Below are 19,437 nucleotides of genomic sequence, written 5' to 3'. Positions count from 1 at the left end.
GCGAGGGCCGGATGAAAGGGCGGAGGTTTTGGTTACTTTTGCCCCAAAAGTGACTCGCCCGGGAGGGCGAAACCAAAGACATCAGCAGAACGCCGATAAGCAGCTTGAGCGCCGAAAACATCCACGCACTCACACAAACTTGCCAATCCGGTATCAACCAAGCATTCCCCTCCCTAAAATGCGCAGAACCTTCAATGTTGACGCCCTCGCGAGGACTCACCGCATGTCACCAGCCGCTATTCCCGTCACCGTGCTCACCGGCTTTCTCGGGGCCGGCAAGACCACCTTGCTGCGCCATATGCTCAAGGCCGAGCATGGGCTGCGCCTGGCGGTGATCGAGAATGAATTCAGCGCCGCGCCCATTGATGGACAGTTGCTCGGTGACGACCCGGTGAAGCTGGTCACCCTGGCCAACGGCTGCCTGTGCTGCTCGATCCTTGGCGAGCTGGAGAAGGCCTTGTTGCTGCTGCTGGAGAAGCTCGACAAGGGCGAACTGGCCTTCGAGCGCCTGGTGATCGAATGCACCGGCCTGGCCGACCCCGCGCCCGTGGCGCAGACTTTCCTGTCCACACCGGAACTGAGCGAGCGCTATCGGCTCGACGGCATCGTCACCCTGGTCGATGCCGTCAACGCCGAGCGCCACCTGAGCGAAACCATCGCCCAGGCCCAGGTTGGCTTTGCCGATCTGATCCTGCTGAGCAAGACCGACCTTGCCGCTGCTGACAGCGTCGAGGCCTTGCAGGCACGGCTGCAACGGATCAACCGGCGTGCGCCGATCCGGGTGGTCGAGCATGGCCGCATCGCGCTCGCTACCTTGCTTGACCTGCGCGGCTTCGACTTCGAGCCCAAACCGACGCGCGGCTTGATGCTGCGGCCGTTGGCGCCTGTGGCGAACAAGCCGGATCGTATCCAGACCCTGGTGTTGGAAAGTGCCGAGGCCATCGACCCGCAACGCCTCAGCGCCTTCATCGAAGGCTTGCTGGCGCGTTTCGGCAACGCCTTGCTGCGTTACAAGGGCGTGCTGGCCGTGGTGGGAGAGCCGCAACGCCTGGTGTTCCAGGGGGTGTTGCGCTTGTACAGTTTCGACTGGGGCAGCGAGTGGGGCGCCGACGAAGCACGCGAAAGCGTGCTGGTATTCATCGGTGATGACCTACCGGAACAGGAGATTCGCCAGGGCTTCGCCGAGCTGACCCAGCCCGGCTGAGCCAAGCGGCTTCAGGCCTTGCTGCCGAGTGCCGCCAGTTCGCGCTCCAGCAGCTCTTCGTCGCCGAGGTTGAGCTCCACCAGGCGGCGCAGGTGGCTGATCGACTCCAGGTCGATATGGTGGCAGACGAAGCCGAGAAAACCTGGTTGGGTGCGGGTCAACGCGACCTGCATCTTCACCGGCGTGCCGTCGCTCAGTTGCAGCAATGCCTCGAAGCCTTGCTCCGGATCGCCGTCCCAGTCGGCGGGTTGCTCCACCAGCAGGCCTTTCAGCGACAGGTCGTGCAGCACCACCTCCCAACGCCGCTCGCCCTGCACGAGGACAGTGGGGGCGTCGAAAGCGATGCGCTGGAAGCGCCGACGCTCGTTGGCTGTATCGCTCATGCTGGAACTCCGATTCAGATTTCTCACAACTATAGTCAAGGCTGCCGAACGCGTTGTGAATTTGTGCACAAGGGTACGAGTAGTTCTTTCAATTGTTTGACAGTTGGGCAAGTCTCGCCAAAGCTGTTGGTGCGGTTTTTATTACTCGATATTGCGGAGCGACAATATGGACAAGCGACTTCTGAGCAAGGGTTTGATCTTTGGTGTGCTGAGCATGGCCAGCGTCGGTGCCTTCGCCGATGCGGCAGGGGGCAATGGCTGCGGTTGGGGCAACATGTTGTTCGAGGGCCAGCGTGGCATGGCTCCGCACTTCCTGGCCACTACCACCAATGGCACCTCGGGTAATGCCACCTTCGGCATGACCTCCGGCACCAACGGCTGCGATACCAGCGGCGCGCTGGGCTACAACGGCCGCTCCATGCTGGCGATGAACGGCATGCTCGACTCCATCGCCGAAGACATGGCCATGGGCCAGGGCGAGGCGCTGGATGCCTATGCCACCCTGCTGGGGGTGGAAGCCAAGGATCGCGCGCATTTCGCCAAGGTGACTCACGACAACTTCGGCACCATCTTCAGCCAGGCCGACGCCACCAGCGAGCAGGTGCTGGCCGCCACTCTGGATGTGATGAGCCGCGACGCGCAACTGGCGCGCTATGTGAAACAACCGGCCTGAGGCAAATTCCAGGCAAAAAGAAGCCCGCCAATTGGCGGGCTTCTTCGTTGAGGGCGTAGCCTCAGTTGCCGTAGACCGGGAACTTCGCGCACAGCGCCTTGACCTGCTCACGCACGCGGCCTTCGACTTCGTCGTTGCCGATGTTGGCCAGCACTTCGCAGATCCAGCCGGCGAGCTGGCGGCACTCGTCTTCCTTGAAGCCGCGAGTGGTCACTGCCGGGGTGCCGATGCGCAGGCCGGAGGTGACGAACGGTGAACGCGGGTCGTTCGGTACGCTGTTCTTGTTCACGGTGATGAAGGCGCGGCCGAGGGCGGCGTCGGCATCCTTGCCAGTGATGTCCTGCTTGATCAGCGAGAGCAGGAACAGGTGGTTCTGGGTGCCGCCGGACACCACCTCAAAGCCGTTGTCGATGAACACCTGGGCCATGCTCTGGGCGTTCTTGATCACCTGGGCCTGGTAGGCCTTGAACTCCGGCTGCAGGGCTTCCTTGAAGCACACCGCCTTGGCGGCGATGACATGTTCCAGCGGGCCACCCTGGCCGCCCGGGAATACCGCGGAGTTGAACTTCTTCTCCAGCTCTTCGTTCTTGCGCGCCAGGATCAGGCCACCGCGCGGGCCGCGCAGGGTCTTGTGGGTAGTGGTGGTGACGACATCGGCGAAGGGCACCGGGTTCGGGTAGACGCCAGCGGCGACCAGGCCGGCGACGTGGGCCATGTCGACGAACAGATAGGTACCGACCTTGTCGGCGATGGCGCGGAAGCGCGGGAAATCCAGCACCTGCGAGTAGGCGCTGAAGCCGGCGATGATCATTTTCGGCTTGTGTTCCACGGCCAGGCGCTCGACTTCGTCGTAATCGATCAGGCCCTGGTCGTCGATGCCGTACTGCACGGCGTTGTAGAGCTTGCCGGAGAAGCTGACGCTGGCGCCGTGGGTCAGGTGGCCGCCGTGGGCCAGGCTCATGCCCAGCACGGTGTCGCCGGCTTCCAGCAAGGCCATGTACACGGCGCTGTTGGCCTGGCTGCCGGAGTGCGGCTGGACGTTGGCGTAGTCGGCGCCGAACAGCTCCTTGGCGCGGTCGATGGCGAGCTGCTCGACCACGTCGACGTATTCGCAGCCACCGTAGTAGCGCTTGCCCGGATAGCCTTCGGCGTACTTGTTGGTCAGTACGCTGCCCTGAGCTTCCATCACCGCCGGGCTGGTGTAGTTTTCCGAGGCGATCAGCTCGATGTGCTCTTCCTGGCGCTGAGCTTCTTGCTCCATCGCGGCAAAGAGTTCGGCGTCAAAACGAGCGAGGGTCAAATCACGGCTGAACATGGCGGTCCCCTGAAAATCAGCTAGGCGAATGAGAGAGGGGGCGGATTCTACCGCAAGGGTCGCAAAAAGGCATATGAAGGTCGGTCATGAGACGGACGAAAGCGGCTCAAGAGCAGCTACAAGCCTCAAGCTGCAAGCTTCAAGTAGAAGCGCGCCAGAAGTCAGACTGATTCGCTTGCAGCTTGTAGGGGGCGGCCATCCGTCTTGCAGCATGTAGCTTGCAGCTTGCAGCTTCAATCAAGCATGAACAGCGTCCTGCCGCTGAGTTGTTCGCCGAGCTCGGCGGCTGCCGTCGGCCGTCCCAGCAGGAAGCCCTGCACCTCGTCGCAGCCGTGCTCACGGAGGAAGTCCAGTTGCGCCTGGCTCTCCACGCCTTCGGCAATCACCATCATGCTCAGGCTGTGGGCCATGGCGATGATGGCGCGGGCGATCTGCGCGTCCTGTTCGCCATCGGGCAGGCCGTCGACGAAGCTGCGGTCGATCTTCAGCACGTCGATGGGGAACTGCTTGAGGTAGTTCAGTGACGAGTAGCCGGTGCCGAAGTCGTCCACCGCGATGCACAGGCCCAGGCGCTTGAGGTCATTGAGGGTCTGCATGGCGCTGGCCACGTCGCGCATCAGGATGCTCTCGGTCAGTTCCACTTCCAGGCAGGCGGGTGGGATGCCGATGGCGTCGATGATGGCGGCGATGCGGTTGGCCAGATCGCCTTCGGCGAACTGACGCGCGGAGAGGTTGACCGAGACCTTGGGGATGCGAATCTTCTCTTCGTGCCAGCGCTTGAGCTGGCGACAGGCCTCCTCCAGCACCCACTCGCCGACCTGCACCACCAGGCCGAGTTCTTCCAGCACGGGAATGAACTGGTCGGGCGGCACCAGGCCTCGGGTCGGGTGATTCCAGCGCAGCAGGGATTCGACGCCGGTCAGGCGCTGGCCATCGCCGGAGAACTGCGGCTGGTAGTGCAGCACGAACTGGCCCTGTTCCTGGGCATGGCGCAGGTCGCTTTCCAGCTCCAGGCGTTCCAGCGCGCTGGCGTTCATTTCCGCCTGGTAGAACTGGAAGTTGTTCTTGCCACGTTCCTTGGCGTGGTACATGGCGGTGTCGGCGTTCTTCATCAGTTGGCTCAGCTCGTCGCCATCCTGGGGCGCGAGGGCGATGCCGATGCTGGCGGTGACGAAGAACTCGCGGCCTTCGAGCACGAAGGGGCGCGCCAGGCTGGAGAGAATCTGTTCGGCGACGTGGATGGCGCGCGTCAGCGCCCCCTCGCGGCTGTTCTGTGGTTGCAGCAGCAGGGTGAACTCGTCACCACCCATGCGCGCCACCGTGTCGTCGCCGTTGACGCAGGCCGACAGGCGCACGGCCACGTCCTTGAGCATGCGGTCGCCAGCGGCATGGCCGAGGGAGTCGTTGATCGGCTTGAAGCGGTCGAGGTCGAGGAACATCAGCACCACCCAATCGTCATTGCGCTCGGCGTGCTGCAGGGCGCTGTGCAGGCGATCCTGGAACAGGGTGCGGTTGGGCAGGTGGGTCAGGGCATCGTAGTAGGCCAGGCGGTGGATGCGCTGCTCGCTGGCCTTGCGCTCGCTGATATCGCTGAAGAAGCACACGTAGCTGACCAGATCGCCTTCCTCGTCCTGCACGGCGGTGATGCCGACCCAGGCCGGGAAGTTCTCGCCGACGCGGCGCTTGAGCCACACCTCGCCCTCCCAGCTACCGCGCTGGTTGAGCTGACCGAGGATGTACTGCACGTGCGAGGCCTGCTGACGGTCGGCGGTGAGCATGCTCGGTAGCTGATCCAGCACCTGGCCGGCGGAGTAGCCACTGATGCGGCTGAAGGCCTTGTTGACCTGGACGATGTAGCCGGCCGGATCGGTGACCAGGATCGCCGCACTGGAGTGCTCGAACACGGTCGCGGCCATGCGCAGATCCTTTTCTGCTCGACGTTGCTGGCTGATGTCGCGCCCCACGCCGAGCAGCCCCTCGAAGCGGCCGTTCTCGTCCCACATCAGCACCACGCGCAGTTCCACCGGAATCTTGTGGTCATCGGCGCGCAGGCAATCGAAGACGAAGAGCTGGTCGGGCAGTTCCTCGCGCAGGCGGTCGAGGCGTGAGCGTTCGTCCAGCGCATCGCGGATGCGTTCCAGCAACAGGTTCAGGCCCTTGAGCTGCTGCGGGTTGGCCACCAGGCGCTGAAAGCCGTGGCTCATCATCCAGTTCACCGTGTAGCCCAGCACCGGCTCCACCGAGGGGCTGACGTAATTGAGCTTGAGGCTGCTGTCGGTGGAGAAGATCACGTCGCTGATGCTTTCGGCCAGCAGGCGATAGCGCTGTTCGCTGTCACGTAGCGACTGGTTCTGTTCGATCTGTTCGGTGATGTCCTTGGCCACGCCGATCAGGCGGCTGACCCGGCCATGCTCGTCACGCGCCAGGGCCTGTTCGCGAATGCTGAACCAGCGCCATTGGCCATTGCGGTGACGCCAGCGCAGCACGGATTCGAGCAGCATGCCGTCACCCACCACCTTCTGCAGGTTGCGGATGCGCCAGTAATAGTCGCTGTCGTCGGGGTGCAGCACCTCCACCCAGAAGTCATCGTCCATGGCCTTGAGTTCATCGCTGCTGTAGCCCAGCTTGAGTCCCAGGCTGTGGTTGCTGAACAGCACGCGCTTGTTCTGCAGGTCATGCACGTAGAGCAGGTCGGGCACCGAGCGCACCACCTCGGACCAGAAGCGCTCGCGCTCGATCAGCGACAGCTCGATGCGCTTGCGGCTGGTGATGTCGCTGATGCTCAGGGTCACCGCCTGGTAGTCCTGGATCATCTCGGGCAGGCGCAGCACCAGCCAGACGTGACGCTTGAGGCCCTGGCGGGTGACGAGCTGGGTTTCCAGCTCAACCAGGTTGGGGCCCTCGGCTATGGCCACGGCCAGCCTGAACGGCAGGTCATCGGTGCCCATCGCGGCGCTCTCGAAGAGCTGCTGCCACGCCTGCTCGGTGGTGCTGGCGCCCAGCAGGTTGAGTGCCACCTGGTTGGCTTCGGTGATGTGCAGGTTCTGCAGCAGTTGCGCGTGATGCTCCGGGTTGGCGGCCAGCCAGCGTTGCAGGCCGGCGGCGTCGCGTATGCGCTGTTGTAGGAGGAAGCTGCGCAACTCCGAGAGGTCGAGTACGCACAGGGCGACCCCGGTGCCCTCGAAGATGTCCTGATAGCGCCGCCGGGTTTCCTGCAGCACGCGCATGGCCTGCTGTTCGTCGGTGACGTCACGCAGCACCCAGACGAAGCCGCCAAGCCGGGAGCCGTCGCTGATGTCGTTGCGGGTCACGGCGAACAGCCGCACGCGGCCAGGGGTTTCCAGACGTACCAGTTCGGCGGCCATGTTGCAGGCCTGTTGCGAGCCGATCAGCAGCAGGGGGGCGAGATCGGGCAGCAGATCCAGCAGGTGGGTAGTGCCGGCGGCCTTGTTGTCCAGGTCGAAGACCTGTTCGGCCTTGGGGTTGAGATAGTTCAACGTGCCATCGGTCTGGGTCACCAGAATGCACTCTTCGACCGCCGCCAGGGCGCTGGCGGCCTGGCGTAACGAGCGCCGTGACTCGGCATTGAGGCGCTGCAGGCTACGCCGTTCACGCTGCAGGCCATGCAGGGCGATCAGCGTCAGCAGGGCCAGCAGGCCGAACAGCAGGAGTTTGCCGGCGAGGAGCGGCATGAGCTGGCGGCTGATCTGCGCGGAATCGAACAGGGTGCGCAGTTGCCAGTCGCTGCCCTCCAGGGGAAAGAACTGCAGGCTGCTGGCATGCTCCTGGGCGGTAACCTGAGACAGCAGCGGCGGGGCCGCTGCGAAGGTCTTGGCACGGGCCAGTACGCGGCGGCTGGCGATATCTTCCAGCAGCCAGTCGTTATCGCTCTGGCCGGTTTCGCCGAGCCATTGGCTCACCGCACTGCTGCTCAGGCACAGCACGCTGATGCCTGCGTCCGGCTGGCGTAGCAGCAGGTAGAGCACCTGGCTGTCGTAGGGGTTGAGGGCGTAATGATAGGGCGCCTTGCCGCTGCGTAGTTGCAGGCTGCGGATGAACGGCAGGTCGTTGCGCGCCGGCGCCTCGGCATCGAGTTGCTGGCCTTCGGCATCGAGCTGAACCACCGCACTCAGCGTCGGGAACAGGCTATGCAGTGCGCCGAGCTGTTCCGCGCCGAGCGGCTGGTTCTGCGCCCTGTCGTCGCTGCCCTGCAGGATGGCCTGGGCCGAGCGGGCCTTGAGGCGCATGTTCTGGTTCAGATGGCGGGCGAGCTGGCTGGCGTAGTGCTGGCTCAGGCGGCGCTGGTTATCGAGAAGCTGCTGATGTTCCTGCAGCAACTGCCAGGCGAGCAGGCCGAGCATGGCCAGCACCAGCACGATCAGGGCGCGTCGCAATGGCTCGCGGCGTCTGGGTTGCGCTTCTCCCGGCGACGATGAAGGCGGTGTTGGGGGCATCGACACGTCTGGTGGACCTGCTACTGACAACGGCTGAGCGGTAAGGAGAGAACGCGAGCAGCGTGCAAGCGGGCTAGCATGCCTATAAATGTGGCGAAGTGCCAGTGCGAAGCCGAGCATGGGTTTGCCCTGCCCGGCACATTCCGGTAGCTTTGCGACGCACACGGGCTGCATCGGCCCGTGCATCATCCGCGCGATACCCAGGTGGCGTTCGCCGCCTCAGGCTGCTGAAATTTCTGCACATTGTAGCCTTCGCGCAGCGTTTTCACTCTTTTTATTCAAGTCAGGTTCTCATGGCTCAGTACGTCTATAGCATGCATCGGGTCAGCAAGGTCGTCCCGCCGAAGCGTGAAATTCTCAAGGACATTTCTTTGTCGTTCTTCCCGGGCGCCAAGATCGGCGTACTGGGTCTCAACGGTGCCGGTAAATCCACGCTGCTGCGCATCATGGCCGGCGTCGACACCGAGATCGACGGCGAAGCCCGGCCGATGCCCGGTATCAAGGTCGGTTACCTGCCGCAGGAGCCGCAGCTCGACCCGAGCAAGACCGTGCGCGACATCGTCGAGGAAGCGGTAGGCGAGATCAAACAGGCCCAGGCGCGTCTCGATGAGGTGTATGCCGCCTACGCCGAACCGGATGCCGATTTCGACGCGCTGGCCGCCGAGCAGGCCAAGCTCGAAGCCATCCTGCAGGCCTCCGATGGCCACAACCTGGAGCGTCAGCTGGAAGTCGCCGCCGATGCCCTGCGCCTGCCGCCATGGGACGCCAAGATCGAACACCTGTCCGGTGGCGAGAAGCGCCGTGTGGCACTGTGCCGCCTGCTGCTGTCGGCACCCGACATGCTGCTGCTGGACGAACCGACCAACCACCTGGACGCCGACTCGGTGGCCTGGCTGGAGCGCTTCCTGCACGACTTCCCCGGCACCGTGGTAGCGATTACCCACGACCGTTACTTCCTCGACAACGTCGCCGGCTGGATTCTCGAACTCGACCGCGGCCACGGCATTCCCTACGAGGGCAACTACTCCGGCTGGCTGGAATCGAAAGCCAACCGCCTGGCCCAGGAAGCCAAGGCCGAGGCCTCGCACGCCAAGGCCATGAAGGCCGAGCTGGAGTGGGTACGCCAGGGCGCCAAGGCTCGTCAGTCGAAGTCCAAGGCGCGTCTGCAGCGCTTCGAGGAAATGCAATCGCAGGAATTCCAGAAGCGCAGCGAGACCAACGAGATCTACATCCCGGCTGGCCCGCGTCTGGGTGACAAGGTCATCGACTTCCATAACGTCTCGAAGTCCTTCGGCGATCGCGTGCTGATCGACGACCTGTCCTTCAGCATCCCCAAAGGCGCCATCGTTGGTGTGATCGGCGGTAACGGTGCGGGCAAGTCCACCCTGCTGCGCATGATCACCGGCAAGGAGCAGCCGGACTCCGGCACCATCGAGATCGGTGAAACCGTGCAGATCGCCAGCGTCGACCAGAGCCGCGATCAGCTCGAAGGCAACAAGACCGTGTGGGAACAGGTGTCCGACGGTTTCGACATGATCAAGGTGGGCAACTACGAGGTGCCGTCGCGTGGTTACGTCGGCCGCTTCAACTTCAAGGGCGCCGATCAGCAGAAGTTCGTCAAGGATCTCTCCGGTGGTGAGCGCGGTCGCCTGCACATGGCGTTGACCCTGAAGCAGGGCGGCAACGTGCTGCTGCTCGACGAACCGTCCAACGACCTCGACGTGGAAACCCTGCGTGCGCTGGAAGAAGCGCTGCTGGACTTCCCCGGCGCTGCCATCGTGATTTCCCACGATCGCTGGTTCCTCGACCGTATCGCCACTCACATCCTTTCCTACGAGGACGATGGCAAGGTCAGTTTCTTCGAGGGCAACTACACCGAGTTCGAGGCCGACCGCAAGAAGCGCCTGGGCGACGCCGCCGCGCAGCCGCACCGCGTGCGTTACAAGAAGCTGGCGCAATAAGCGTCGGTCATAAAAAACGGAGCCTGCGGGCTCCGTTTTTCGTTGTGGAGGAGTGTGGCTGGCTCAGCCTCGTAGGGTGCGCTGTGCGCACCGATTGCGGGGATCATAGTTGTTGCGCACGGCTTACCCTGCGTCCTCAGAGCCTGGCCAGCAGGCTCGCCAGCGCTCGGGCCTGATCTTCGGCCAGGTCGATGATATGAAAGCCTGCCCAGCAATGCTGGTTGTCCGCCCCTGGCCGGCTCCACAGGCAATCGGCGCCCAGTCGCACCTCATCGAGCCGCTCGGCGCCCGCCTGGCACACCAGGCGACATTGCCAGACGGCGTCGGCTGCCAGCGGGGTGTCGCTGAACAGCATGAAGCCATCTATCGACAGGTCGACGACACGGCCCAGGCGCAGCCCCGTATCGAGATCGAAGACCTCCAGTTGCAGCTCGGTGCCGTGACGGCTGTGTCGGCGACGTTCTTGCATGCGGGCTCCTAGCAGGCTGTTGAAAAACTATCTCGGCTTTGGCTTCCTGCGTCGCTCTACCTCCTGCATCCCTGCAGTCGTACGTTGCCATTGCTGCGTTAAAAACAGGCTCAAAATGCTCATTTACAACTCGTAAACTCCGCTTTTTCGCCTGTTTTTGCCTTGCACTGGCTGCCTCGCCTACGCTTTTCAACGGCCTGCTAACGAGGCTCGGCCGCGCGCCCGGTGAAGCGCTGCAGCACCCGGTAAATGGCGGTAAGGGCACGATCCATCAGGGGCGTGGCATGCTCGGGAGGAAGGATACGCGCCAGGCCCTGTTCCATCTCGCAGGCCAGCAGGGTCAACGGTTTGACCGCGACGCGCTGGCCCTGATGGTCGACGAACATGTAGTTGTGCGTCGTCGGGCTGAACCAGGACAGCTTGAGCAGACGGCTCTGGCCATTGCTGACGAACTCGAACCAGGTGCCGAACTCGAGCTGGGTCAACTCCTGGCTCAAGGCCTGCGCTCGCGGCGAGAGCTCCGCTCTGGGCGGTGCCTGGCGCGCCAGGTCGGCATCTTCGCCGAGCATGGCCCCCAACGGGCTTTCTGGCAGCGGCGGTTGGAGCTGGGCGGCCAGTTGTGGCTGCCGGGCCTGTACCGCGTGCTGGCAAGCCACCAGATCCTGCAACAGGCGGCGGATGCCGTCTTCATGGTAGCCGCCGAGCAGTTCCAGACCCTTGCGCAGGTCGCTGAGCAGCGGGATGCGCAACTCCTGCAGGCGTTGGCGCTCGGCCTCGGACAGCGGAGTACCGCTCCAGGCCAGTTGCTCGGCCACTTCGCTAGCACGTTGCCACTCTTCGCTGTGTTCGCCATGGCGCAGCAGGACGAAGACCAGCACGTCGGCCCAGGTCAGTTCGAGGAAGTTGCGGATGATCGAGGGCAGGTCACGCTGCGTGGTGCTCCGCTGAATCACTCCAAGCGCCCGTTCGCGGGCCGCCAGCAGGCGGTCACGGCCCTTGGCCGCCTCCACCGCCCGGCGCTCGCGCAGCTCCATCTTGTGGCGCAGGGTCTCGGCGTATTCGTTGAATTCACGCAGCAGTTCACCGAACAAGGCTAGGTCGCCAGTGAAACCCTGGATGACCCGCTCCACCACCCAGTGCATCTTCGCCAGCAGGCCGCGCTCTTCGGCCTCGTCGGCATGTAGTACGCCGCCGGCCTGGGCCATGGCATTGAGCAGGCGCCGGGCTGGATGATCGTGGCGGGTGAACAGCGCCTTGTCCTGCAGGGCGATCTTCAGATAGGGCGTGTGCAGGTGCGACAGCGCGGTCTTGCAACTGTCCGGCAGGTTGCCGTCGTCGAGGATGAAGTCGAACAACATGCCCACCAGGTCGATCACGTCGGCTTCCTGGTCGGCCACCTTGCTCTGCTGGGCTTGCGCGCTGTGCGTGGCCAGTTGCGCTTGCAGTGCGGCCTTGAGCCCTTCTACCGGCTGCGGCTTGTGCAGGCGCTGCGCCAGTTCCTGCGCCGATTGCCGCTGCATGCGGTTAAGGGCCTCGAGCAGCTCGCTGGCGCTGTAGGTGCGGCTGGCGCTACGTGGGGCGAAGCTGGTGATGCTGGGGGTACCGCCGAGCAGCGGTTGCTCGGGGTTTTGCCGACGATGTTCGCCCAGCAGGCTGGCCAGTCCGCTGAACAGCACGCCCGGATCGCTGGGCGGTGGCGCGTCGAGGTCGAGCATGCCTGCGCCCGTGGGCGGGGGGCTGGCACTCTGGCCGTCGGGCGTGCGCGCGGCCACTGGTGTCTGCCCGGTCGAGGCCGGTGGCGGCGTTTCCGGCTGCGACAGGCTGGGGCTGATGCGCGCACGGTACTTGAGGTTGGGCAGGATATCGGCATCGATCAGGCGTTGGTTCAGGGCCTCGTACAGATCATCCAGGCCGTGCATCACGTGGCGGTCGAAGAGCGTGTAGAGGACGGTCTTGATCTGCAGCGGAAAAGGGCAGGGCGCCAGCGCCTGGCGGAAGGCCTGGGCAATGGCCTGCGGCCCGAAGGGGTTGCTGTCCTCGTCGAGTTTCTGGCCATTGTTGAGCAGGGCCAGGCGTTGCTCCAGGGCGAACAGGGCTTGGCTGCAGCGTGCCTTGACGCGGCTGGCCATGTTGGTCACCAGCAGGCTTTCTTCGTAATCCTCGTTCTGCACCAGGGTCAGGTGCTCGGCGTCCAGCTCCGTCGAGGCGATGATCTGCAGCTTGCCTTCGAGGAAGTCGGCGAGGTTGCGTGTGACGTGCTGATGATAGCGGCGCTCGATCTGCGCTCGCTGGCGGCGGATTTCCCGCATGTTGTCGAAGAACAGCGTTTGTACGCTGTTGTTCTCGGCTTTCTCGGCGCACTCGAAGAGGGTGTCGTCGACCTGGCCGAAGACCCCGTTCAGGTGCTCGGCCAGGCGATTCATCACCAGCTTGCGGCAAGCCTGCACCAGATCACCGAAGCGCGGCTGAATGCCTCGGCTGGCGAGGTTGATCACCTTCGGCTGACTCGGCGGCTGGTCCTGAGTGCTCATGGACGATCCTGAAAGCTGTGCGTGCGGCCCTTTGCCGACCGCACTCGGCAATGCTCACCAGTGTAGTCGATATGCCCGACGCAAGGCATTGTCATAAAAGCAGTTTGTGGGGGTTGACAGGGGTAATTTGCTGCGTAAAATGGCGCGCCTCTGAAGCGGTAAAGCAAAAGCTGAAACGCCAAGAGATGGAAGACCGAAGTTCCGCGATAGCTCAGTCGGTAGAGCAAATGACTGTTAATCATTGGGTCCCTGGTTCGAGTCCAGGTCGCGGAGCCAACTTCCTAACGGGGTATAGCGCAGTCCGGTAGCGCGCTTGCTTTGGGAGCAAGATGTCGGGAGTTCGAATCCCCCTACCCCGACCATTTTCAGGGTCGTTAGCTCAGTTGGTAGAGCAGTTGGCTTTTAACCAATTGGTCGTAGGTTCGAATCCTACACGACCCACCATATAGAACGATGAAGCCCGCCTTGTGCGGGCTTCGTCGTTTCTGCCGTTTGCGTTTTCCGTGCCGGCGCGGCCTCAGATCTCCACCTGGGTGCCCAGCTCGATCACCCGGTTCAGCGGCAGGTTGAAGAAGCGCAGGCTGCCGTTGGCGTTCTTGATCATGAAGGCGAACAACAGCTCGCGCCAGCGCGCCATGCCGGTACGGGGGCTGGCGATCACCGTTTCGCGGCTGAGGAAGTAGGTGGTGTTCATCGGCGTGAAGTCCACCGCGTCGCTCTGGCATTGCGCCAGGGCGCGCGGCACGTCCGGGCGTTCGCTGAAGCCGAAGTGCAGGATCACCCGGTAGAAGCCCTCGCCGTGCTCATGCATTTCCAGGCGCTGGCTCGGGGCGACGCGGGGGCTGTCTTCGGTGACCACCGTGAGCAGCACCACCCGTTCGTGCAGCACCTGATTGTGCAAAAGGTTATGCAGCAGGGCGTGGGGGACGGCATCCACGCGCGCTGTCAGGAACACCGCGGTACCACGCACGCGCAGCGGCGGCTGGCGGCTGATGCTGTCGATGAAGGTGGCCAGCGGCAGGGCGTTTTCCAGCAGGCGTTCGACGAGGATTTCCTTGCCGCGCTTCCAGGTGGTCATGAGGGTGAACAGAATCACCCCGGCGATCAGTGGGAAGGCGCCACCAGCGAGAATCTTCGGCAGGTTGGCGGCGAAGAACAGACTGTCCACCAGCAGGAAACCGAGCAGCAGCGGGATCGACAGCCATCTGGGCGTCTTCCACAGCAGCAGTGCCACCGCCGCAGCCATCAGGGTGGTGATCAGCATGGTGCCGGTCACCGCCACGCCATAGGCCGAGGCCAGCGCACCGGAGGAGCCGAAGCCCAGCACCAGCAGCACCACGCCGATCATCAAGGCCCAGTTCACCGCGCCGACGTAGATCTGCCCTTGCTCGGTTTCCGAGGTGTGCTGCACGAACATGCGTGGCACGTAGCCGAGCTGAATGGCCTGGCGGGTCAGGGAGAAGGCGCCGGAGATCACCGCCTGCGAGGCGATCACCGTGGCCAGGGTCGACAGCAGCACCATCGGCAGCAGCGCCCAGCCAGGTGCCAGGCGGAAGAAGGGGTTGTGCGCCACCTCCGGGTCGCTGAGGATCAGCGCACCCTGGCCCAGGTAGTTGAGCAGCAGGCCCGGCAGCACCAGGTAGAACCAGGCGCGGGCGATGGGCTGGCGACCGAAGTGGCCCATGTCGGCATACAGTGCCTCGGCACCGGTCAGGGCCAGCACCACGGCGCCGAGTATGGTCACGCCGATGCCGGGGTGAGTGATGAAGAAGTGTGCGCCCCAGTAAGGGTTGAGCGCGCGCAGGACTTCGAGGTGTTGGGCGATGCCGTAAATCCCGAGGCCGCCAAGGGTCAGAAACCAGACCAGCATCACCGGCCCGAAGAGAATGCCGATGCGTGCCGTGCCGTGTTTCTGGATCAGGAACAGGCTGATCAGAATGGCCAGGGCCAGCGGCACGATCCAGCTGTCGATGCCGTCGAATGCCACCTCCAGCCCTTCAACTGCCGACAGCACCGAGATGGCCGGGGTGATCATGCTGTCGCCGAAGAACAGCGCGGCGCCGAACAGGCCGAGCAGCAGCAGGACGCGGCGCAAGCGCGGGTAGTCGCGGGCGGCACGCTGGGCCAGGGCGGTGAGGGCCATCACCCCGCCCTCGCCGTCGTTATCGGCACGCAGGATGAACAGCACGTACTTGATCGACACCACCCACACCAGCGACCAGATGATCAGCGACAGTACGCCGAGCACGCCGTCATGGTTGGCTTGCACGCCGTAGCTGAACACTTCGCGCAGGGTGTACAGCGGGCTGGTGCCGATATCGCCGTAGACCACGCCGGTGGCGGCGATGAGCAGGGCCAGGGCGGACTGAGGTGACGCCGACGAGTTGTCGTTAGCCAAGTGAGCTGTCCTGAAAATGGGCATCCCTGCCCAGTGTAGATGGCCTGTTAGTGCAGCTTGAGGCGCGGTTCGGTGCTGCGCCCGATGCGGTCGCTGAGCATCAGCAGGGCCGTGCGCAGCGGGCCGTACAGCGCCACCTGATGCATGCGGTAGAGCGACACGTAGAACATCCGTGCCAACCAGCCTTCGAGCATCACGCTGCCAGTGAGGTTGCCCATCAGGTTGCCCACGGCGGAGAAGCGCGATAGCGAGATCAGCGAGCCATAGTCGCGGTAACGGTACTGCGGCAGCGGGCCGCCGATCAGCTTCTGGCGCAGCGACTTGACCAGCATCGAGGCCTGCTGGTGCGCGGCCTGGGCCCGTGGCGGCACGTTGCGGCCTTCATCGCCGGGCTGCGGGCAGGCGGCGCAGTCACCGAATGCGAAGATGTCATCGTCTAGCGTGGTCTGCAGGGTCGGGCGCACCAGCAGTTGATTGATGCGGTTGCTTTCCAGGCCGTCCAGCTCCTTGAGGAAGCCCGGCGCGCGGATGCCAGCGGCCCAGACCTTGAGGCTGGCCGGGATGAACTGGCCATTGGCGGTCTTCAGGCCCTCGGCGGTGACCTCGCTGACGGCGGCGCCGGTCAGCACGGTGACGCCCAGCTTGAGCAGGGTCTGGTGCACGGGGGCGGCGATGCGCTCAGGCAGGGCCGGCAGTACGCGCGGGCCGGCCTCGATAAGGGTAATGCGCATATCTTCCGGGCGAATCCGGTTCAGGCCATAGGCCGCCAGTTGCTGCGCGGCGTGGTGCAGCTCGGCGGCCAGCTCGACGCCGGTGGCACCGGCACCGACGATGGCCACGTCGATCTGCGTGCCCTGCGCCTGCTCGTTGGCGTGGGCGCGCAGGTAGTGGCTCAGGAGCTGGCGATGGAAGCGTTCGGCTTGCGCGCGGGTGTCGAGGAACAGGCAGTGCTCGGCGGCGCCCTGGGTGCCGAAGTCGTTGGTGGTGCTGCCGACGGCGATCACCAGGCTGTCGTAGGCGATCTGCCGCTCGGGCATCAGCACCTTGCCGTCTTCATCCTGCGTGGGCGCCAGGGTGATGGTCTTGCTGGCGCGGTCGAGGCCGGCCATGCGCCCGAGCTGGAACTCGAAGTGGTTCCACTTGGCCTGGGCCACGTAGTTCAGCTCGTCTTCCGAGGAGTTCAGCGAGCCGGCGGCGACTTCGTGCAGCAGTGGCTTCCAGATATGGGTCAGGTTGGCGTCGACCAGAATGACGCGCGCGGCGCCGCTCTTGCCAAGCTTCCTACCCAGGCGGGTAGCCAGCTCCAGGCCGCCGGCGCCGCCGCCGACGATCACGATTCGATGGGTCATGATGAATGCTCACAAGGCTTTGAAAAAGGCGTTGCGAGTCGAGCTGGGCGAGCGCGAGGCAGCTCATAGCACCAGTCGACTCAGAAGACGGCTTAGAATGCCCAGGCCGATGACCACCAGCAGGATGAAGGCCAGCAGGCGCCAGACTCGGAAGGGCGGGCGCTCGACCTGGTGCTGGGGTGCGCTCAGATACTGGTCGACTTTTTGCTGGTCATCGGGGCTAAGACGGCTGGTCATCGGGGGGCCTCTCTGCGATGGCGATTATTCTAGGCGTGGCCGGCAGTATTGGCGAGCGCGGGCCCGAGGGCCTGCACCCGATCACCCTGGCGGATCAGGCCGCCCTGCACCACACGGGCGGTGATACCGCCATGGCCGCGCATGGCCTGGAAGGTGCCCGTGCCCAGTCGCGCTTCCAGCTTGGCGCAGGGCTGGCACCAACCGGTAGTCTCGAAGATCGCCTGGCCGATGCGAAAACGCCGGCCCTTGAGGCTGAACAGGTTGATGCCGGCCACAGCGATATTGCGCCGCAACTCGCTCGGCTGCAGCGGCGCGTCACGGCCGAGCAGGGCGGCGACTACCGCCAGGTGCTCCCATTGGATCAGGGTCACCTGCCTGGCGTTGCGCGGGCCTGGGCGGCTATGGTCGCCGGTCAGGCCAGCCTGCAGACGGCTTTCCACCACGTCCACTTCGAGCATCGGCGCGCCGCGTTGCGGGCGCACGCCGAGCCAGCGTACCTGGCCGATCTGCGGCACTTCGGCGAGCAGCTCCTGCAGTGTGTTCACAGGCCGATCCCGACATCGAACAGCAGGCTGCGCCCCAGGTTCTGGCGCAGGAAGTCCGGGGCGTCCGGGTGGGCGAACAGCACGCGGGCGAAGCGTGGCCCGACCACTGACAGCGAACGCCAGCCCTGGCGCAGGTATTCGGTGGGCGGCGGGAAGAAGCTGTTGCAGTCCAGCTCGGCGCGCTTGAGGCTGACGAAGGCGACCAGATCCAGCTCGCCCAGGTCGATGCCGCGTTCGCGATAGTTATGCGCCTTCTTGCGCAGCGTTGGCGCCAGGCGCGCCTGCAACTCACTGGCGGGGATGCGCTTGGGCCGCGCCTCGCGACGCACCAGTTGGCTGAGGGAGAAAGCGCTGCGGCGGCGTTCCAGCTCGGCGCGCCACTCGTCATTGAGGCGGCGGCCTTCGTCGAGCACGAAGAACACCTCGAAGTTGGCGTCGCGGAACAGCACGTCCGGCGGCTCCTGGCCGCTGGGGGTGAAGTCTTCGCTGCGCTGGCGCACGTTCAATGCCTGCAACAGGCGCTGGCAGACCCAACGCTCGCGCTCCCACTTCTTGGCGTTGGAGAGAAAGGCGTTGGCTTCTTCGGCCTGATGGGTGAGCAGTCGCAGATAATCGGAGTCGTCCATGGGGCAAAGCTTAGCTGTAGCGCCGCCCTGCTTGCCATCCCTGCGATGGCCCCGCGGCGGCCGAATGGCGGTGTAGACTGCGCGGCACGACCGATAGCGAACAACGGAGGGCATGCGCGGATGATCGCTTCCAACCTGCTGGCGTTCAGCACCTTGCTGGTGGGCTGGCTGATCTATCTGCCTGTACTGCTCTGGGCCGTGCTGCGCGCCCCTTGGCTGGAGCTGTTCAGCGACCTGCGCCGCCAGCACCTGTTGTTCGGCACCATGCTCGGCCTGTTTCTGCTGTGGCTGGTGCGCCGCGACTTTGACTCCGGTCTGTCCTACCACTTCATCGGCATGACCGCCGTGACTCTGCTGCTGGACTGGCCGCTGGCCATTCTCGCCGGCCTGGTGGCGCAGCTCGGCCTGCTGCTGATGGGGCGCCTGGATCTGGCCGCGCTGGGCGTCAACGGCATCCTGCTGATCCTGCTGCCCGTACTGATCACCGAGCTGTGTGCGCTGTACGTCGAGCGCCGGCAGCCGCGCAACCTGTTCGTCTACATCTTCTGCTGTGGCTTCTTCCCGGCGGCGCTGGCCACCCTGGTGACACTGCTCAGCGGCCTGGCGCTGCTGTGGATGGACGGGCTATTCCCCATGCCGCCCTGGCTCGAAGACTTCGCCGGCTACCTGTGGCTGGTGATTTTCCCCGAGGCCTTCATCAACGGCACCGTGGTCACGGCCCTGGTGGTGTTCTACCCGGACTGGCTGGAGACCTTCAATCGCAGCCGCTACCTGCAGGCGCCCTGGAAGGACAACGAGCGTGATGGCTGATCGGCTTTCATCAGCTTGCTGAATGCAGGGCTTCGCGTTGATCCGGGTCAAGTGTCTCGCTGTCACCCGCGCCATCCTGTGGCAAAGCGCAGGAGGTGATCATGAGTATTCATGCATGGGCGAAGGCGGCGCTGCAGGCCGACTTGCAGGCCGCCGAAGAGCAGGGTTTCGACAGGTTGCTTGTGCTGCACACGTTGCTCAGCGAAGTGGTGCAGATGAACAAGGCGCAGCGCGAGGTGCAGGAACTGGCGCACGAGCTGCAGTTTCTTGCCGATAATCTTGATGATGAGCGGGAATATGCTTTTATGCGGCCATAGGGCCTTAGCTGTCTCTGGATAGGGATGCAGACATAGGCTTTTGCAGTGTGTTGATATCGGACTGGCAATACGGTGTTGGTTGTTCTTGTGCCTGTTCCGAATTGCCGCGTTTTTGCTGATGTTTTTGGTTTCGCCCTCCCGGGCGAGTCACTTTTGCGGGCAAAA

Annotated in this window: 15 protein-coding genes and 3 tRNA genes; 8 read left to right on the top strand and 10 right to left on the bottom strand. The window is 64.2% G+C overall.

Annotated features, from left to right (window positions below; genetic code table 11):
• Nucleotides 1-223 precede the first annotated feature (223 nt).
• A complete protein-coding gene (yjiA, locus tag ACSVIK_RS25130) occupies nt 224-1,204 on the top strand; it encodes a GTPase (protein ID WP_442446856.1) in 981 nt (326 codons plus the stop codon).
• Nucleotides 1,205-1,215: 11 nt separating this feature from the next.
• Here yjiA and ACSVIK_RS25125 read toward each other — a convergent pair whose 3' ends face one another.
• Nucleotides 1,216-1,587 carry a PilZ domain-containing protein gene (locus tag ACSVIK_RS25125; RefSeq protein WP_442446855.1) on the bottom strand — a complete coding sequence of 124 codons (372 nt, stop codon included), beginning with the start codon at nt 1,585-1,587 and terminating at the stop codon, nt 1,216-1,218.
• A 166-nt stretch (nt 1,588-1,753) separates the two neighbouring features.
• Here ACSVIK_RS25125 and ACSVIK_RS25120 point away from each other — a divergent pair, with 166 nt between their 5' ends.
• Entirely contained in the window at nt 1,754-2,260 is a 507-nt protein-coding gene (locus ACSVIK_RS25120; RefSeq protein ID WP_277372927.1) for a DUF3015 domain-containing protein, read from the top strand.
• Nucleotides 2,261-2,321: 61 nt separating this feature from the next.
• Here the strand turns inward: ACSVIK_RS25120 and glyA are convergent, their stop codons facing one another.
• Together glyA and ACSVIK_RS25110 are read right to left on the bottom strand one after the other, a co-directional pair.
• Nucleotides 2,322-3,575, bottom strand: a complete 1,254-nt coding sequence (gene glyA, locus ACSVIK_RS25115) for a serine hydroxymethyltransferase (RefSeq protein ID WP_442446854.1) — start codon at nt 3,573-3,575, stop codon at nt 2,322-2,324.
• A gap of 233 nt (nt 3,576-3,808) precedes the next feature.
• Entirely contained in the window at nt 3,809-8,029 is a 4,221-nt protein-coding gene (locus tag ACSVIK_RS25110; protein ID WP_442446857.1) for an EAL domain-containing protein, read from the bottom strand.
• Nucleotides 8,030-8,322: 293 nt separating this feature from the next.
• Between ACSVIK_RS25110 and ettA the strand changes: the two genes are divergently transcribed.
• Nucleotides 8,323-9,990, top strand: a complete 1,668-nt coding sequence (gene ettA, locus ACSVIK_RS25105) for an energy-dependent translational throttle protein EttA (protein WP_442446853.1) — start codon at nt 8,323-8,325, stop codon at nt 9,988-9,990.
• Nucleotides 9,991-10,126: 136 nt separating this feature from the next.
• Here the strand turns inward: ettA and ACSVIK_RS25100 are convergent, their stop codons facing one another.
• Together ACSVIK_RS25100 and ACSVIK_RS25095 are read right to left on the bottom strand one after the other, a co-directional pair.
• Entirely contained in the window at nt 10,127-10,459 is a 333-nt protein-coding gene (locus ACSVIK_RS25100) for a PilZ domain-containing protein (protein WP_442446852.1), read from the bottom strand.
• A gap of 200 nt (nt 10,460-10,659) precedes the next feature.
• Nucleotides 10,660-12,990 (bottom strand): DUF1631 domain-containing protein, encoded by a 2,331-nt coding sequence (locus ACSVIK_RS25095; RefSeq protein ID WP_442446851.1) that lies wholly within the window; start codon nt 12,988-12,990, stop codon nt 10,660-10,662.
• A gap of 200 nt (nt 12,991-13,190) precedes the next feature.
• Here ACSVIK_RS25095 and ACSVIK_RS25090 point away from each other — a divergent pair.
• The 3 genes from ACSVIK_RS25090 (at nt 13,191) to ACSVIK_RS25080 (ending at nt 13,434) form a co-directional block, all read left to right on the top strand.
• Nucleotides 13,191-13,266: transfer RNA gene (locus ACSVIK_RS25090), tRNA-Asn, on the top strand.
• Nucleotides 13,267-13,275: 9 nt separating this feature from the next.
• Nucleotides 13,276-13,352: transfer RNA gene (locus tag ACSVIK_RS25085), tRNA-Pro, on the top strand.
• 6 nt (nt 13,353-13,358) lie between these two features.
• Nucleotides 13,359-13,434, top strand: a tRNA-Lys gene (locus ACSVIK_RS25080).
• 73 nt (nt 13,435-13,507) lie between these two features.
• Here ACSVIK_RS25080 and ACSVIK_RS25075 read toward each other — a convergent pair.
• From ACSVIK_RS25075 to ACSVIK_RS25055, 5 genes are all read right to left on the bottom strand, one after another.
• Nucleotides 13,508-15,388 (bottom strand): potassium transporter Kup, encoded by a 1,881-nt coding sequence (locus ACSVIK_RS25075; protein ID WP_442446850.1) that lies wholly within the window; start codon nt 15,386-15,388, stop codon nt 13,508-13,510.
• Nucleotides 15,389-15,435: 47 nt separating this feature from the next.
• Nucleotides 15,436-16,737 (bottom strand): NAD(P)/FAD-dependent oxidoreductase, encoded by a 1,302-nt coding sequence (locus ACSVIK_RS25070; protein WP_442446849.1) that lies wholly within the window; start codon nt 16,735-16,737, stop codon nt 15,436-15,438.
• Nucleotides 16,738-16,800: 63 nt separating this feature from the next.
• Nucleotides 16,801-16,974 (bottom strand): DUF3094 family protein, encoded by a 174-nt coding sequence (locus tag ACSVIK_RS25065; RefSeq protein ID WP_442446848.1) that lies wholly within the window; start codon nt 16,972-16,974, stop codon nt 16,801-16,803.
• Nucleotides 16,975-17,003: 29 nt separating this feature from the next.
• Nucleotides 17,004-17,519: an MOSC domain-containing protein gene (locus ACSVIK_RS25060; RefSeq protein WP_442446847.1), complete on the bottom strand. Its 516-nt coding sequence runs from the start codon at nt 17,517-17,519 to the stop codon at nt 17,004-17,006.
• Nucleotides 17,516-18,145 (bottom strand): DUF1780 domain-containing protein, encoded by a 630-nt coding sequence (locus tag ACSVIK_RS25055; protein ID WP_442446846.1) that lies wholly within the window; start codon nt 18,143-18,145, stop codon nt 17,516-17,518. The genes ACSVIK_RS25060 and ACSVIK_RS25055 overlap by 4 nt, the downstream gene beginning before the upstream one ends.
• A 120-nt stretch (nt 18,146-18,265) precedes the next feature.
• Between ACSVIK_RS25055 and ACSVIK_RS25050 the strand changes: the two genes are divergently transcribed.
• Both ACSVIK_RS25050 and ACSVIK_RS25045 read left to right on the top strand, forming a co-directional pair.
• Nucleotides 18,266-18,955: an energy-coupling factor ABC transporter permease gene (locus tag ACSVIK_RS25050; protein WP_442446845.1), complete on the top strand. Its 690-nt coding sequence runs from the start codon at nt 18,266-18,268 to the stop codon at nt 18,953-18,955.
• 101 nt (nt 18,956-19,056) lie between these two features.
• A complete protein-coding gene (locus ACSVIK_RS25045) occupies nt 19,057-19,272 on the top strand; it encodes a hypothetical protein (RefSeq protein ID WP_442446844.1) in 216 nt (71 codons plus the stop codon).
• Nucleotides 19,273-19,437 lie beyond the last annotated feature (165 nt).

It is taken from the genome of Pseudomonas sp. NCHU5216 (assembly GCF_052156495.1).
In the GTDB taxonomy this organism is placed as follows: domain Bacteria; phylum Pseudomonadota; class Gammaproteobacteria; order Pseudomonadales; family Pseudomonadaceae; genus Aquipseudomonas.
Note: the sequence above shows the minus strand (reverse complement) of the source record. Positions and strands in the feature narration are given on the sequence as shown.

Coding starts and splice junctions, on each gene's coding strand:
- ettA (WP_442446853.1), top strand. CDS start 8,323: ATGGCTCAGTACGTCTATAGCATGCATCGGGTCAGCAAGGTCGTCCCG.
- ACSVIK_RS25045 (WP_442446844.1), top strand. CDS start 19,057: ATGAGTATTCATGCATGGGCGAAGGCGGCGCTGCAGGCCGACTTGCAG.
- ACSVIK_RS25055 (WP_442446846.1), bottom strand. CDS start 18,145: ATGGACGACTCCGATTATCTGCGACTGCTCACCCATCAGGCCGAAGAA.
- ACSVIK_RS25100 (WP_442446852.1), bottom strand. CDS start 10,459: ATGCAAGAACGTCGCCGACACAGCCGTCACGGCACCGAGCTGCAACTG.
- ACSVIK_RS25070 (WP_442446849.1), bottom strand. CDS start 16,737: ATGACCCATCGAATCGTGATCGTCGGCGGCGGCGCCGGCGGCCTGGAG.
- ACSVIK_RS25125 (WP_442446855.1), bottom strand. CDS start 1,587: ATGAGCGATACAGCCAACGAGCGTCGGCGCTTCCAGCGCATCGCTTTC.
- ACSVIK_RS25050 (WP_442446845.1), top strand. CDS start 18,266: ATGATCGCTTCCAACCTGCTGGCGTTCAGCACCTTGCTGGTGGGCTGG.
- ACSVIK_RS25065 (WP_442446848.1), bottom strand. CDS start 16,974: ATGACCAGCCGTCTTAGCCCCGATGACCAGCAAAAAGTCGACCAGTAT.
- glyA (WP_442446854.1), bottom strand. CDS start 3,575: ATGTTCAGCCGTGATTTGACCCTCGCTCGTTTTGACGCCGAACTCTTT.
- ACSVIK_RS25120 (WP_277372927.1), top strand. CDS start 1,754: ATGGACAAGCGACTTCTGAGCAAGGGTTTGATCTTTGGTGTGCTGAGC.
- yjiA (WP_442446856.1), top strand. CDS start 224: ATGTCACCAGCCGCTATTCCCGTCACCGTGCTCACCGGCTTTCTCGGG.
- ACSVIK_RS25095 (WP_442446851.1), bottom strand. CDS start 12,990: ATGAGCACTCAGGACCAGCCGCCGAGTCAGCCGAAGGTGATCAACCTC.
- ACSVIK_RS25110 (WP_442446857.1), bottom strand. CDS start 8,029: ATGCCCCCAACACCGCCTTCATCGTCGCCGGGAGAAGCGCAACCCAGA.